Raw genomic sequence first — 14,724 nt, 5'->3', positions numbered from 1 at the left:
AGATATCACGCTCTTTAATTCGGAAATAAAACCTTAATCACCAATATTGAAAATGTCACACATTGATATTCGTAACTTTCAATAGTGTTACGCACCTCACCAATATTGAAAGAAATATGCCAAATATGAAAATTTTCAATATTGTTTGCTGGCTCAACAATATTGAACGTCAGATACTTAAAAAAGTTAAAAAACCACAACCAACAAATTGATAAATAAAGCAAAAATCAAAATTTAGACACAAAATAATCAACGCAAAAAAGTGTGACGAAGATAACAGAATCACCCGAAGTGAATACCCATCATGAGTTACTCATTGAGGCGTCCCAGAGGTTAAAAACTTATCAACAAATCATTAATAATAAATAAACAAACGTTCATGGACTGGCACGCTAAATAAATTTCGTTTTCACACTGGAATTCACTTATGAAAAATGAAAAGAAAAAATCGGGAATTGAACCGAAGGTTTTTTTTCCGCCATTAATAATTGTCGGAATACTTTGCTGGCTAACAGTCAGAGATCTTGATGCCGCTAACGTCGTTATTAATGCGGTATTCAGTTATGTCACCAACGTCTGGGGTTGGGCATTTGAATGGTATATGGTCGTCATGCTCTTCGGCTGGTTCTGGCTGGTTTTTGGCCCCTATGCCAAAAAGAGATTAGGTGACGAAAAACCGGAGTTTAGCACCGCCAGCTGGATTTTCATGATGTTCGCCTCCTGTACATCCGCTGCAGTTCTGTTCTGGGGCTCTATTGAGATCTACTACTATATCTCCACCCCGCCGTTCGGCCTGGAACCCAATTCCACCGGCGCGAAAGAGATAGGTCTGGCGTACAGCCTGTTCCACTGGGGGCCGCTACCGTGGGCAACCTATAGCTTCCTTTCCGTGGCCTTCGCCTACTTCTTCTTTGTACGCAAGATGGATGTCATCCGCCCCAGCTCCACGCTAGTACCGCTCGTCGGTGAAAAGCATGCGAAAGGGTTGTTCGGTACCATCGTCGATAACTTCTACCTGGTGGCGCTGATCTTCGCGATGGGCACCAGCCTCGGTCTGGCTACCCCGCTGGTCACCGAGTGTATGCAATGGCTGTTCGGTATTCCGCATACGCTGCAATTGGATGCCATCATCATTACCTGCTGGATCATTCTGAACGCGATTTGCGTGGCCTGCGGCCTGCAAAAAGGGGTCAGAATCGCCAGCGATGTGCGTAGCTACCTGAGCTTCCTGATGCTCGGCTGGGTGTTTATCGTCAGCGGCGCCAGCTTCATCATGAACTACTTCACCGACTCCGTCGGGATGCTGTTAATGCACCTGCCACGGATGCTGTTCTATACCGACGCCATCGGTAAAGGCGGCTTCCCACAGGGCTGGACTGTTTTCTACTGGGCGTGGTGGGTTATTTACGCCATCCAGATGAGTATCTTCCTGGCCCGTATTTCCCGTGGTCGTACCGTACGTGAACTGTGCTTCGGGATGGTGATGGGTCTGACCGCGTCTACCTGGATCCTGTGGACAGTGCTGGGCAGTAACACGCTGCTGCTGATGGATAAAAACATCCTCAACATCCCGCAACTCATTGAGCAACACGGCGTGGCGCGCGCCATTATCGAAACCTGGGCTGCCTTGCCGCTCAGCACCGCCACCATGTGGGGCTTCTTCATCCTCTGCTTTATTGCCACCGTCACGCTGATTAACGCCTGCTCTTACACCCTGGCGATGTCGACCTGTCGTGAAGTTCGCGATGGTGAAGAGCCGCCTCTGTTAGTGCGTATCGGCTGGTCGGTGCTGGTCGGCATCATCGGTATCGTTCTGCTGGCGCTGGGTGGGTTGAAGCCGATTCAGACCGCGATTATCGCCGGAGGATGCCCGCTGTTCTTCGTCAACATTATGGTGACGCTGTCCTTTATTAAAGACGCCAAAGTGCACTGGAAAGACAAGTAATTCTTATTAACCCAATTGATCAAGAGGCTGAAAGATGGATTTCAACTTAAATGACGAACAGGAGCTGTTTGTCGCCGGTATTCGCGAACTGATGGCCAGTGAGAACTGGGAAGCTTATTTTGCCGAGTGCGATCGTGACAGCGTCTACCCTGAGCGTTTTGTAAAAGCGCTGGCGGATATGGGTATTGATAGCCTGCTGATCCCGGAAGAACACGGCGGTCTGGAAGCGGGTTTTGTTACCGTCGCTGCCGTCTGGATGGAGCTGGGACGTCTTGGCGCGCCAACTTACGTGTTGTACCAATTGCCGGGAGGTTTTAACACTTTCCTGCGTGAAGGAACTCAGGAGCAAATTGATAAAATCATGGCCTTCCGGGGCACCGGTAAGCAGATGTGGAACTCTGCTATCACCGAACCGGGAGCGGGATCGGATGTTGGTAGTCTGAAAACCACTTATACACGCAAAAATGGTAAGGTTTATCTCAATGGCAGTAAGTGCTTTATCACCAGTAGCGCCTATACCCCGTACATCGTGGTCATGGCGAGAGACGGTGCATCGCCGGATAAACCGGTTTACACCGAGTGGTTTGTGGACATGAGCAAAGCAGGTATCAAGGTCAACAAACTGGAGAAACTCGGTCTGCGCATGGATAGCTGCTGTGAAATCACCTTTGACGACGTTGAACTGGACGAGAAAGACATGTTCGGTCGGGAAGGTAACGGCTTCAATCGCGTGAAAGAAGAGTTTGACCATGAGCGCTTCCTCGTCGCGCTGACCAACTACGGTACTGCAATGTGCGCTTTTGAAGACGCTGCGCGTTACGCTAATCAGCGCGTGCAGTTTGGTGAAGCTATTGGTCGTTTCCAGCTGATTCAGGAGAAGTTTGCGCATATGGCGATCAAACTGAACTCCATGAAAAATATGCTGCTGGAAGCCGCGTGGAAAGCGGATAACGGCACGATTACCTCCGGCGACGCGGCAATGTGCAAATACTTCTGCGCCAACGCCGCGTTTGAAGTGGTAGACACCGCCATGCAGGTACTGGGAGGTGTTGGTATCGCGGGCAACCACCGCATCACGCGTTTCTGGCGTGACCTGCGCGTTGACCGTGTTTCTGGTGGTTCTGATGAAATGCAGATCCTGACGTTGGGTCGTGCGGTACTTAAGCAATACCGCTAATCGATCCCTTGTAGGCCTGATAAGACGCGGGGCGTCGCCATCAGGCAATCATGCCGGATGGCGCTGTGCTTATCCGGCCTACATACCGCAAAAAATGCCAGGAGAAAAATGATGAATCATTTACCAATGCCAACCTTTGGCCCGCTTGCTGGGGTACGCGTTGTTTTTTCAGGAATCGAAATCGCCGGTCCATTCGCCGGACAGATGTTCGCCGAATGGGGCGCCGAGGTTATCTGGATTGAAAACGTCGCATGGGCCGATACCATCCGCGTACAGCCTAACTACCCGCAGCTCTCACGCCGCAACCTGCACGCCCTGTCGCTGAATATTTTCAAAGATGAAGGTCGGGAAGCGTTTCTGAAACTGATGGAAACCACCGATATTTTCATTGAAGCCAGTAAAGGCCCGGCCTTTGCCCGCCGTGGTATTACTGATGAAGTGCTGTGGGAACATAACCCGAAACTGGTCATTGCCCACCTTTCCGGCTTCGGCCAGTATGGTACCGAGGAGTACACCAATCTTCCGGCGTATAACACCATCGCGCAGGCATTCAGTGGTTATCTGATCCAAAACGGCGACGTTGATCAGCCGATGCCAGCCTTCCCGTATACCGCCGATTACTTCTCCGGGATGACCGCGACGACAGCCGCGCTGGCAGCTCTGCACAAAGTACGCGAAACGGGTAAAGGTGAAAGCATCGATATCGCCATGTACGAAGTGATGCTGCGCATGGGTCAGTACTTCATGATGGACTACTTCAACGGCGGCGAAATCTGTCCACGTATGACGAAAGGGAAAGACCCCTACTACGCCGGTTGCGGCCTGTATAAATGCGCCGATGGTTACATCGTCATGGAGTTGGTCGGCATCACGCAAATCAACGAGTGTTTTAAAGATATTGGCCTGGCCCACATTCTCGGTACGCCGGAAGTTCCGGAAGGCACGCAGCTCATCCATCGCGTGGAATGCCCTTACGGCCCGCTCGTCGAAGAGAAACTGGACGCCTGGCTGGCAACACACACTATCGCCGACGTTCAGGCGCGCTTTGCTGAGCTGAATATCGCCTGTGCGAAGGTGCTCACCATTCCGGAACTGGAAGGTAATCCGCAGTACGTTGCCCGCGAATCGATTACTCAGTGGCAAACAATGGACGGTCGCACCTGTAAGGGGCCGAACATCATGCCGAAATTTAAAAACAACCCGGGGAAAATCTGGCGTGGCATGCCGTCACACGGCATGGATACCGCCGCCATTCTGAAAAACATTGGTTATAGCGAAGCAGATATTAAGGAACTGGTCGGCAAAGGCCTGGCCAAAGTTGAGGATTAAACGCGATGCGCTAATCGGTTTTCCGGTTAGCGCTCACGCCTGATTTCAGTGGATAAAGCAATATGGATATCGTTGGCGGACAAAACTTACGTCAGATGTGGGACGACCTGGCCGGGGTGTACGGAGATAAAACGGCGTTAATTTTCGAATCCTGTGAGGGAATCGTTCGGCAGTTTAGCTATGCTTCGCTCAATGAAGAGATTAACCGCACGGCGAACCTTTTTTACTCCTTAGGGATCCGCAAGGGTGATAGGGTCGCGCTGCATCTGGATAACTGTCCGGAATTCATCTTTTGCTGGTTTGGACTGGCAAAAATCGGCGCCATTATGGTGCCGATTAATGCCCGCTTACTGGGCGAAGAAAGCGCCTGGATCCTGCAAAACAGCCAGGTGAGTCTGCTGGTTACCAGCGCCCAGTTTTATCCTATGTACCGTGAAATACGCCAGGACAATAGCACTCCGCTTAATCATATCTGTCTGATTGGCGAGCAGCTTCCGGCTGACGACGGCGTGAGTCACTTTACCCAACTGCAATCCCGCCAGTCCACCACGCTGAGCTATACGCCCGCGTTATCCACTGACGATACGGCGGAAATTCTGTTTACCTCAGGCACCACCTCACGGCCTAAAGGGGTGGTAATTACCCACTACAACCTGCGTTTTGCAGGCTACTACTCTGCCTGGCAAATCGCCCTGCGCGATGATGACGTGTACATGACGGTGATGCCCGCGTTTCATATCGACTGCCAGTGTACCGCCGCAATGCCAGCCTTTTCCGCCGGCAGCACCTTTGTGCTCCTGGAAAAGTACAGCGCCAGGGCATTCTGGGATCAGGTACGTAAATATCAGGCGACGGTGACCGAGTGCATTCCGATGATGATCCGCACGCTGATGGTCCAGCCCGCCGCGCCAACGGACAGGCAGCATCATCTGCGCGAAGTGATGTTCTATCTCAATCTATCCGCGCAGGAAAAAGACGCCTTTACCGAACGCTTTGGCGTCAGGCTGCTGACCTCTTATGGTATGACTGAAACCATTGTCGGAATTATTGGCGACCGTCCCGGAGACAAACGGCGCTGGCCTTCCATTGGTCGCGTGGGTTTTAGCTATGAAGCTGAAATTCGCGACGATCAAAATCGCCCGCTGCCCGCCGGAGAAATTGGCGAAATCTGTATTAAAGGCATCCCCGGCAAGACTATCTTCAAAGAGTATTACATGCAGCCGGAGGCAACCGCCAGGGCGCTGGAGCCAGAGGGCTGGTTACATACCGGTGATTCGGGCTACCAGGATGAGGATGGCTATTTCTATTTTGTCGACAGACGCTGCAACATGATTAAACGCGGCGGGGAAAATGTCTCCTGCGTCGAGCTGGAAAATATTATTTCTGCGCATCCGAAAATTCAGGACATTGTGGTGGTTGGTATTAAAGACGCGATCCGTGATGAAGCCATTAAAGCGTTTATTGTCCTTAATGAAGGTGAAACATTAAGCGAAGCCGAGTTTTTCAGCTTCTGCGAAAACAATATGGCGAAGTTCAAGGTTCCCTCTTTTATGGAGATCAGAACCGACCTGCCACGCAACTGTTCAGGAAAAATAATCAAAAAAAATCTGAAATAAACCTTCCGGCAGGAATCCCTCCCGCCGGGAAACTATTTATCTGGAGATGAACTATGAGTGAGTCATTACATCTGACCCGTAACGGCCCGATCCTGGAAATTACCCTCGACCGACCTAAAGCGAATGCCATTGACGCCAAAACCAGCTTTGCAATGGGTGAAGCTTTTCTTAATTTCCGTGACGATCCGGAATTACGCGTAGCAATCATTACCGGCGGCGGGGAGAAATTCTTTTCTGCTGGCTGGGACTTAAAAGCGGCAGCGGAAGGTGAAGCGCCGGATGCCGATTTTGGTCCCGGCGGCTTTGCCGGTTTAACCGAAATATTTGACCTCGATAAGCCGGTCATCGCCGCGGTGAACGGCTACGCGTTTGGCGGCGGTTTTGAGCTGGCGCTGGCGGCGGACTTTATTGTCTGCGCCGAAAACGCCAGCTTCGCGCTGCCGGAAGCAAAGCTCGGCATCGTGCCTGACAGCGGCGGCGTATTGCGTCTGCCTAAGCTGCTGCCACCGGCTATCGTCAACGAAATGGTGATGACCGGCAGACGAATGAGCGCCGAAGAAGCGCTGCGTTGGGGAGTCGTGAACCGCGTTGTCAGCCAGAGCGAACTGATGGATAGCGCGCGCGAACTGGCGCAACAACTGGTCAATAGCGCCCCGCTGGCTATCGCGGCGCTGAAAGAGATTTATCGCGCGACCAGCGAAATGCCGGTAGAAGAAGGCTACCGCTACATCCGCAGCGGCGTACTGAAACATTATCCGTCGGTACTGCATTCAGAAGATGCGCTCGAAGGACCGCAGGCATTTGCCGAAAAACGCGATCCGGTGTGGAAAGGTCGTTAATGTGACTATGCCGGATGGCGCTTCGCTCATCCGGCCTACAGCACATGCGCAACCGTAGGCCGGATAAGGTGTTTACGCCGCCATCCGGCAAAAAACCGAGGTACAACTATGAGCTATTACGCCTTTGAAGGACTGATCCCGGTGGTGCATCCGGACGCGTTTGTCCATCCCAGCGCCGTGCTGATTGGCGATGTCATCGTGGGCGCCGGTGTTTATATCGGCCCACTCGCGTCATTGCGTGGGGATTATGGTCGCCTGATCCTGGAGGCAGGATCTAATCTGCAGGATGGCTGCATTATGCATGGCTACTGCGATACCGATACCATCGTGCATGAAAACGGCCATATCGGCCACGGCGCTATTCTACATGGCTGCGTAGTGGGACGGGACGCCCTGGTCGGCATGAATAGCGTCATTATGGACGGCGCAGTGATTGGCGAAGAGAGCATTGTCGCCGCCATGAGTTTTGTCAAAGCCGGATTTCAGGGTGAGGCAAGGCAACTGCTGGTGGGTTCACCGGCGCGCGTACTACGCCAGGTTACGGATCAGGAGCTGCACTGGAAACGCCTCAACACCAAAGAATATCAGGATCTTGCGGTCCGCTGTCGAACGGGGTTATCTGAAACGAAGCCGTTAACGCAGGTCGAAGAAAACCGACCGCGCCTGAAAGGCACGACGGACGTGAAGCCAAAATCAGCACAGTAATTGATGCCGGATGCGCTCACGCTTATCCGGCCTACGCGTCAATTACCGTTTACCCCGCCAGCAGGTAAACAGACAATTATCGACGCATACTCTTGGAGAGCATCATCTGCCATTTCTGCTCACGGTTTAGCTCTGTGGGGGGAACGGCAGACAGTCGCGGCGCTTTCGCCACGCTCACTTTTCTTTCCTGCAAATTATGATTCAATCGGCGATAGAGTTGAGAGTCGATACTCACGACTTTCACCAGACGCTGGCACTGGCAGCCTCGTCCTGCAATCTGGTTAGGGATCATCTTCACTTCACAAACAATTTCTCCCACTTCTGACAGAATATAGGAGAGCGTATTAATTGCTTTGCAGTGTTCAATATCAAATTGACGGGAAATCTCCCTGGCCGTGATCCATCGGCTCTCAGCCATCATCCAGTCAGCAATTAACAAATAAAGCGGTCTTTCAACATATTTTTCACACATAAGCACACCATTTCACAAATTAAAAATCTGGCTACGGCCTGTCCAAACTAATAAAAACTAAGCCATATTAAAATTGTGGATATGCAAGATAGTATGCGACTTAAATATTGATTAGTGTGAGCAATATCGTGCTTATTACATAGAAAATGTGGTTACGGAAACGGACTTCTCCAGGAATGACCTTACGCAAGATAAAAAAAGGGTTTCTTTACAGAAACCCTTTCAGAATTATATTACAGGTCCGGTTAGAGCAATATCCACCGGCCCCTTTATTTACGACTTTTTGATCTGCGCGTGCATTTCCTGCACCGAGGTTACCTTCTCGGTGGCATCGGCATTGAGCGCCATCGTCGTGGCAAAACCGCCGTTCAGCGTGGTGTCATAATGCACTTTATACTGCAGCGCGCTACGACGAATCACCCTGGAGTCTTCAATCGCGCGGCGGCCTGCGGTGGTATTGATGATATAGGTATATTCGCCATTCTTGATGCGGTCCTGAATGTGCGGACGACCTTCATGCACCTTATTCACCAGACGCGGGTTGATACCGGCTTCGCCCAGCACAATCGCCGTACCGTGAGTGGCATCCAGCTCAAAGCCCTGTTTCAGCAGCTTGGCGGCCAGGTCCACCACGCGCTCTTTGTCGCCTTCGCGAACCGAGAGCAGCGCACGGCCCTGTTTCTTCATCGTGGAGTTACTGCCCAACTGTGCCTTGGCGAACGCTTCCGCGAAGGTACGGCCCACGCCCATCACTTCCCCGGTGGAGCGCATTTCTGGCCCTAACAGCGGGTCAACGCCGGGGAATTTGTTGAACGGCAGCACCACTTCTTTCACCGAGTAGTACGGCGGGATAATTTCTTGGGTCACGCCCTGCTCGGTCAGCGATTTGCCGGCCATCACGCGCGCCGCCACTTTCGCCAGCGGCACGCCGGTGGCTTTGGAGACGAACGGTACGGTACGCGCCGCGCGCGGGTTGACCTCAATCAGGTAGACTTCGTTGTCCTTGACCGCAAACTGTACGTTCATCAGGCCGCGCACCTGCAACTCGAAAGCCAGCTTCTGCACCTGCTGGCGCATCACGTCCTGAATTTCCTGGCTCAGCGTGTAGGCCGGCAGGGAACAGGCGGAGTCGCCGGAGTGTACGCCAGCCTGCTCGATGTGCTCCATGATGCCGCCAATCAGCACCATTTCGCCGTCGCAGATAGCGTCCACGTCCACTTCAACCGCATCATCAAGGAAGCGGTCCAGCAGTACCGGCGCATCGTTAGAGACGCTGACTGCGGTCTGGAAGTAGCGACGCAGGTCGGCTTCGTCGTAGACAATTTCCATCGCCCGACCGCCCAGCACGTAAGAAGGACGTACCACCAGCGGGTAGCCAATTTCTTTCGCCTTCTCAACCGCTTGTTCAATGGCGGTGACGGTGGCGTTGGCCGGTTGCTTCAGCTTCAGACGGTCAACCGCATGCTGGAAGCGTTCACGGTCTTCCGCGCGGTCGATGGCGTCCGGGCTGGTGCCGATAACCGGCACGCCTGCCGCTTCCAGCGCGCGCGCCAACTTCAGTGGGGTCTGGCCGCCGTACTGTACGATCACACCTTTCGGCTTCTCGATGCGCACGATTTCCAGCACGTCTTCCAGCGTCACCGGCTCGAAGTACAGGCGGTCGGAGGTGTCGTAGTCGGTGGAGACGGTTTCCGGGTTACAGTTGACCATAATGGTTTCGTAACCGTCTTCGCGCAGCGCCAGCGAGGCGTGTACGCAGCAGTAGTCAAATTCGATGCCCTGGCCGATACGGTTCGGGCCGCCGCCGAGGACCATGATTTTATCGCGATCAACGGACGGGTTCGCTTCGCACTCATCTTCATAAGTGGAGTACATATAGGCGGTATCGGTGGCGAATTCCGCCGCGCAGGTATCCACACGCTTGTAGACCGGGTGCAGGTCATACTGGTCGCGTAGCTTGCGGATTTCCGCCTCGCGCACGCCCGCCAGTTTCGCCAGACGCGCATCGGCAAACCCTTTGCGCTTGAGCTGACGCAGGAAGTCGGCGTTGAGGCCAGTAATCCCGACTTCAGCCACTTTCTCTTCCAGACGCACCAGCTCTTCAATTTGCACCAGGAACCAGCGGTCGATGTTGGTTAGGTTAAAGACGCCATCCACAGACAAGCCCGCGCGGAAAGCATCGGCGATGTACCAGATACGCTCGGCGCCCGCGTCTTTCAGCTCGCGGCGGATTTTGGTCAGCGCTTCCGGGTCGTCGAGGCTGACTTTCGGGTCGAAGCCGGTAGCGCCCACTTCCAGGCCGCGCAGCGCTTTTTGCAGGGATTCCTGCTGCGTGCGGCCAATCGCCATCACTTCCCCGACCGATTTCATCTGGGTGGTCAGACGGTCGTTGGCACCGGCGAATTTCTCGAAGTTAAAGCGCGGAATTTTGGTGACAACGTAGTCAATAGACGGCTCAAACGACGCCGGTGTACGGCCACCGGTGATGTCGTTCATCAGCTCGTCGAGGGTATAACCCACCGCCAGTTTGGCGGCCACTTTGGCAATCGGGAAGCCGGTGGCTTTCGACGCCAGCGCCGAGGAACGGGATACGCGCGGGTTCATTTCGATAACGATCAGACGGCCGTTTTTCGGGTTCACTGCGAACTGGACGTTAGAACCGCCGGTTTCGACGCCGATTTCACGCAGTACCGCCATCGAGGCGTTACGCATGATTTGGTATTCTTTGTCGGTCAGCGTCTGTGCCGGGGCCACGGTGATCGAGTCCCCAGTATGGATACCCATTGCGTCGAAGTTTTCGATAGAGCAGACGATGATGCAGTTGTCGTTTTTATCACGCACCACTTCCATCTCGTACTCTTTCCAGCCGATCAGCGATTCATCAATCAGCAGCTCGTTGGTTGGCGAGAGGTCCAGACCGCGTTCGCAGATTTCTTCGAACTCTTCACGGTTGTAAGCGATACCGCCACCGGTGCCGCCCATGGTAAAGGACGGACGGATGATGCACGGGAAGCCCACATCAGCGGCAACCGCCAGCGCTTCTTCCATAGTGTGCGCGATACCGGAACGCGCGGTGTCGAGACCAATTTTCTTCATCGCGATATCGAAGCGACGACGGTCTTCGGCTTTATCAATGGCGTCGGCGGTGGCGCCAATCATGGTGACGCCGAACTCTTCGAGCACGCCCTGCCGCTCCAGCTCCAGCGCGCAGTTCAGCGCCGTCTGGCCGCCCATGGTCGGCAGCACCGCATCCGGACGCTCTTTTTCAATGATTTTGCGCACCACTTCCCAGTGAATCGGCTCGATGTAGGTGGCATCGGCCATTTCCGGGTCGGTCATGATGGTGGCCGGGTTGGAGTTCACCAGAATGACGCGGTAACCCTCTTCGCGCAGCGCTTTACACGCCTGAGCGCCGGAGTAGTCAAACTCACACGCCTGACCGATAACAATCGGGCCCGCGCCCAGAATCAGGATGCTTTTTATATCTGTACGTTTTGGCATGGCTCTTATTACTCCTGATTATTTCGCGGACTGACGGTATTGCTCAATAAGCTCGATAAAGTGGTCGAACAGCGGTGCAGCATCGTGCGGGCCGGGGCTGGCTTCCGGGTGGCCCTGGAAGCTGAACGCCGGTTTATCGGTACGGTGAATGCCCTGCAGGGTGCCGTCGAACAGCGACTTGTGGGTCACGCGCAGGTTGGCTGGCAGCGAGTCTTCATCCACCGCAAAGCCGTGGTTCTGCGCGGTGATCATCACCACGTTTCGGTCCATATCTTTTACCGGATGGTTGCCGCCGTGATGGCCGAACTTCATCTTAACGGTCTTCGCACCGCTCGCCAGCGCCAGTAGCTGATGGCCGAGGCAGATGCCGAACACAGGAATGTCGGTTTCGAGGAATTTCTGGATAGCAGTAATCGCGTAGTCGCACGGGGCCGGGTCGCCAGGGCCGTTTGACAGGAAGATGCCGTCCGGATTCATTTCCAGCACCTCTTCAGCAGAGGTCTGCGCTGGCACCACCGTCAGGCGGCAGCCGCGATCCACCAGCATACGTAGAATGTTGCGTTTGGCGCCAAAATCGTAGGCCACCACGTGGAACGGCAGGTCATCCTCAGATTTCGCTTCCGGTAAACCGTCTTTCAGCGTCCAGCTACCCTGCGTCCAGCGGTAAGTTTCCGCCGTGGTCACTTCTTTCGCCAGATCCATACCGTTCAGTCCAGGAAATGCTTTCGCTTTTTCCAGCGCCAGCTTCGCATCCGGGCTATCGCCTGCAATGATGCAGCCGTTCTGTGCACCTTTCTCACGCAGCAGACGCGTCAGCTTGCGGGTATCGATATCAGCAATCGCCACAATGTTATGCCGTTTGAGGTAAGAAGAGAGGTCTTCGGTGTTACGGAAGTTGCTGGCAATCAGCGGCAGGTCGCGAATTACCAGACCTTGTGCATGTACCTGAGAAGATTCTTCATCGGCTTCATTGGTGCCGACATTACCAATATGGGGATAAGTAAGAGTGACGATTTGGCGGGAATAGGAAGGATCAGTGAGGATTTCTTGATAACCGGTCATTGAAGTATTGAAAACGACTTCCCCAACCGCCGAACCCGTTGCCCCAATGGCCCGACCGTGAAACTGGGTTCCGTCTTCCAGAACCAATAGCGCTGACTTAATCAAAACACCCTCCAGAGAATATTCACTCACTTTATTTGCATATTAATTCATTCAGTCAGTATGAAGCAATGCAAATTTGCTTACCCGTGGATTTCTGGCAAACGGCGGCATTCTGAAGTTAAGCCGGATAAAAGTCAACTTAAAGAGGGTGTTTTTTATGTTATTTTGCACATTATAAGGAAGTTATCCTATTTAATAGGCAAAAAGATCAACTAAGTGACGATAGAAAACGCTTGCGCTTCCTTGAGTTCGAAAAAAGCTGACTGGAACGATAAAAAGTGGACCAAATGGTCAAATTTCACATTAAAACAACGAAAAACAACGATAAAAATTAATTTAATAACCACCAATACCATTAAATGAATAAAAATTCAAAATAAAGCAAATTAACGATAAAAATAATTTAAAAATCAATCACTTGTTAAAATAAAAAACAAACCAAACACATCAAAAAATCGACAAAAACAGCAAATTAAGATAATGTAATGAGAATCAAAATCGCGCTATAAAGGTCTAACTTCTTTTTCTTTAAGACTAGCGCATACGATTGAACCACAACCAGCCTCACTACAGCATAAAAAAGCTAACCTATTGAAACAAAAGAGATAAAACGCCCCCGAGGAACAGCGCTAACCCCACGATGGATATCAGTCTTATCAGTCTGGTCGAGGTGCCTTTTGCATACGGTAAGCCACTGCGGCTGAATATGACTAACATCAGTTCAGGCAGTATTTTTCCCGTTGAACGTAATGGCCCGTACCGATGCGCCTGAAGGACTAATTAACCGCATTTATCGTAATGGCAATTACGTCACGCAAATGGATGCCGTTGGCCCGGATGTCTTTAAACTGACTATTCTTAACGCGAAAACAACGGCAGAACATATCGTGGGCGAAGAAACTGTCGAAACATGAATGGTGAAAGGCGTTATTTATCTGACCGAATAACCGGGGGGCAAAAAACAAAAGGGCAATAATATATTGCCCTTTGTAATCAATTAATCTTGATTACCACAACCACATCACGAAGGTATTTAGTCGTTATAGTACATCCAGTCCCAGCACATCCCGCATGTCAAATAGCCCATTTTTCTTCGTTTTTAGCCATAATGCCGATCGCAACGCGCCATTTGCAAACGTCATGCGGCTGGAAGCTTTATGCGTAATCTCTACGCGCTCGCCAATATCGGCAAACATCGCGGTATGTTCGCCGACGATGTCGCCCGCCCGAACGGTTGCAAAGCCAATCGTTCCCGGTACGCGCTCGCCGGTATAACCTTCACGCGAGTAGACCGCGCAGTCCTTCAGATCTTTATCCAGCGCCCCGGCGATTGCCTCGCCCATTGCCAGCGCCGTACCCGACGGTGCATCCACTTTATGGCGGTGGTGCGCTTCAATAATTTCAATATCGGTGTAGTCGCCCATTACCTTCGCGGCTTTCTCCAGCAGCTTGAGCATGACGTTAACGCCGACGCTAAAGTTTGCGGCGAAAACGATCGCAATCTCTTGCGACGCCTCGCGAATGGCCTGTTTACCGGCGTCGTCAAAGCCGGTAGTACCAATCACCATCCCTTTACCATGTTTACGGCAGAATGCCAGATGCGCCAGTGTGCCTTCAGGACGGGTAAAATCGACCAGAACATCGAAATCATCTTTGACCGACGCCAGATCGCTTTGAATGATGACGTCCGTTTTCCCCACGCCTGCCAGTTCGCCCGCATCGCTACCCAGCAATGAAGAGCCTTCGCGCTCCAGCGCGGCACCCAACTGAACACCTTCCATCGCCATGGCGGCCTGGATTAACTGCCGTCCCATGCGGCCACCGGCGCCGACAATCGCAACGCGGATCTGTGCTTCATGCATAGCTATTCTCTTTTGTAAAAATTGCGTAAACCGTTTTCAGAGTAACCAGCGCGCCCGGAGGCCGCCATCTAAAATCGCCGATAATTAGAAATTAATGATAAACAGGGAGCGATA

11 protein-coding genes are annotated in these 14,724 nt (G+C 52.6%); 7 read left to right on the top strand and 4 right to left on the bottom strand.

Annotation, left to right across the window (positions count from 1 at the left end):
* Positions 1 to 427 precede the first annotated feature (427 nt).
* The 6 genes from caiT to caiE all read left to right on the top strand — a co-directional run bounded on the left by caiT (position 428) and on the right by caiE (position 7,611).
* Positions 428 to 1,945: an L-carnitine/gamma-butyrobetaine antiporter gene (caiT, locus tag NA389_RS06280; RefSeq protein WP_000787073.1), complete on the top strand. Its 1,518-nt coding sequence runs from the start codon at positions 428 to 430 to the stop codon at positions 1,943 to 1,945.
* A gap of 34 nt (positions 1,946 to 1,979) precedes the next feature.
* Complete coding sequence (gene caiA / locus NA389_RS06275) at positions 1,980 to 3,122, top strand: crotonobetainyl-CoA dehydrogenase (RefSeq protein ID WP_000347134.1); 1,143 nt, start codon at positions 1,980 to 1,982, stop codon at positions 3,120 to 3,122.
* 111 nt (positions 3,123 to 3,233) lie between these two features.
* Positions 3,234 to 4,451, top strand: a complete 1,218-nt coding sequence (caiB, locus tag NA389_RS06270) for an L-carnitine CoA-transferase (protein ID WP_001016212.1) — start codon at positions 3,234 to 3,236, stop codon at positions 4,449 to 4,451.
* A gap of 62 nt (positions 4,452 to 4,513) precedes the next feature.
* A complete protein-coding gene (gene caiC, locus NA389_RS06265; protein ID WP_000355810.1) occupies positions 4,514 to 6,067 on the top strand; it encodes a crotonobetaine/carnitine-CoA ligase in 1,554 nt (517 codons plus the stop codon).
* Positions 6,068 to 6,120: 53 nt separating this feature from the next.
* Complete coding sequence (gene caiD, locus NA389_RS06260) at positions 6,121 to 6,906, top strand: crotonobetainyl-CoA hydratase (RefSeq protein WP_000004383.1); 786 nt, start codon at positions 6,121 to 6,123, stop codon at positions 6,904 to 6,906.
* 108 nt (positions 6,907 to 7,014) lie between these two features.
* The gene (gene caiE / locus NA389_RS06255) at positions 7,015 to 7,611 is read left to right on the top strand and encodes a carnitine operon protein CaiE (RefSeq protein WP_000122864.1); all 597 of its coding nucleotides are present in this window, start codon (positions 7,015 to 7,017) and stop codon (positions 7,609 to 7,611) included.
* Positions 7,612 to 7,687: 76 nt separating this feature from the next.
* On the opposite strand, the gene caiF is transcribed toward caiE, so the two are convergent.
* The 3 genes from caiF to carA all read right to left on the bottom strand — a co-directional run bounded on the left by caiF (position 7,688) and on the right by carA (position 12,751).
* Entirely contained in the window at positions 7,688 to 8,083 is a 396-nt protein-coding gene (gene caiF, locus NA389_RS06250; protein ID WP_000333328.1) for a carnitine metabolism transcriptional regulator CaiF, read from the bottom strand.
* Positions 8,084 to 8,356: 273 nt separating this feature from the next.
* On the bottom strand, positions 8,357 to 11,584 hold the full coding sequence (carB, locus tag NA389_RS06245) for a carbamoyl-phosphate synthase large subunit (RefSeq protein WP_001126323.1): 3,228 nt from the start codon (positions 11,582 to 11,584) through the stop codon (positions 8,357 to 8,359).
* Positions 11,585 to 11,602: 18 nt separating this feature from the next.
* Positions 11,603 to 12,751 (bottom strand): glutamine-hydrolyzing carbamoyl-phosphate synthase small subunit, encoded by a 1,149-nt coding sequence (gene carA, locus NA389_RS06240; protein WP_000597270.1) that lies wholly within the window; start codon positions 12,749 to 12,751, stop codon positions 11,603 to 11,605.
* 746 nt (positions 12,752 to 13,497) lie between these two features.
* Between carA and NA389_RS06235 the strand changes: the two genes are divergently transcribed.
* Entirely contained in the window at positions 13,498 to 13,662 is a 165-nt protein-coding gene (locus NA389_RS06235; protein WP_001529894.1) for a hypothetical protein, read from the top strand.
* A 126-nt stretch (positions 13,663 to 13,788) separates the two neighbouring features.
* Here the strand turns inward: NA389_RS06235 and dapB are convergent, their stop codons facing one another.
* Positions 13,789 to 14,610, bottom strand: coding sequence for a 4-hydroxy-tetrahydrodipicolinate reductase (dapB, locus tag NA389_RS06230; RefSeq protein ID WP_000544044.1), 822 nt, complete (start codon positions 14,608 to 14,610; stop codon positions 13,789 to 13,791).
* Positions 14,611 to 14,724 lie beyond the last annotated feature (114 nt).

The organism is Salmonella sp. NW645 (assembly GCF_051703725.1).
GTDB lineage: Bacteria > Pseudomonadota > Gammaproteobacteria > Enterobacterales > Enterobacteriaceae > Salmonella > Salmonella enterica.
The sequence above is the reverse complement of the archived record's forward strand: the minus strand, read 5'-3'. Positions and strand labels throughout refer to the sequence as shown.

Bases quoted from the DNA above. Each gene is read 5' to 3' on its own strand.
- caiT (WP_000787073.1), top strand. From the start codon at position 428: ATGAAAAATGAAAAGAAAAAATCGGGAATTGAACCGAAGGTTTTTTTT.
- caiA (WP_000347134.1), top strand. From the start codon at position 1,980: ATGGATTTCAACTTAAATGACGAACAGGAGCTGTTTGTCGCCGGTATT.
- caiB (WP_001016212.1), top strand. From the start codon at position 3,234: ATGAATCATTTACCAATGCCAACCTTTGGCCCGCTTGCTGGGGTACGC.
- caiC (WP_000355810.1), top strand. From the start codon at position 4,514: ATGGATATCGTTGGCGGACAAAACTTACGTCAGATGTGGGACGACCTG.
- caiD (WP_000004383.1), top strand. From the start codon at position 6,121: ATGAGTGAGTCATTACATCTGACCCGTAACGGCCCGATCCTGGAAATT.
- caiE (WP_000122864.1), top strand. From the start codon at position 7,015: ATGAGCTATTACGCCTTTGAAGGACTGATCCCGGTGGTGCATCCGGAC.
- caiF (WP_000333328.1), bottom strand. From the start codon at position 8,083: ATGTGTGAAAAATATGTTGAAAGACCGCTTTATTTGTTAATTGCTGAC.
- carB (WP_001126323.1), bottom strand. From the start codon at position 11,584: ATGCCAAAACGTACAGATATAAAAAGCATCCTGATTCTGGGCGCGGGC.
- NA389_RS06235 (WP_001529894.1), top strand. From the start codon at position 13,498: ATGGCCCGTACCGATGCGCCTGAAGGACTAATTAACCGCATTTATCGT.
- dapB (WP_000544044.1), bottom strand. From the start codon at position 14,610: ATGCATGAAGCACAGATCCGCGTTGCGATTGTCGGCGCCGGTGGCCGC.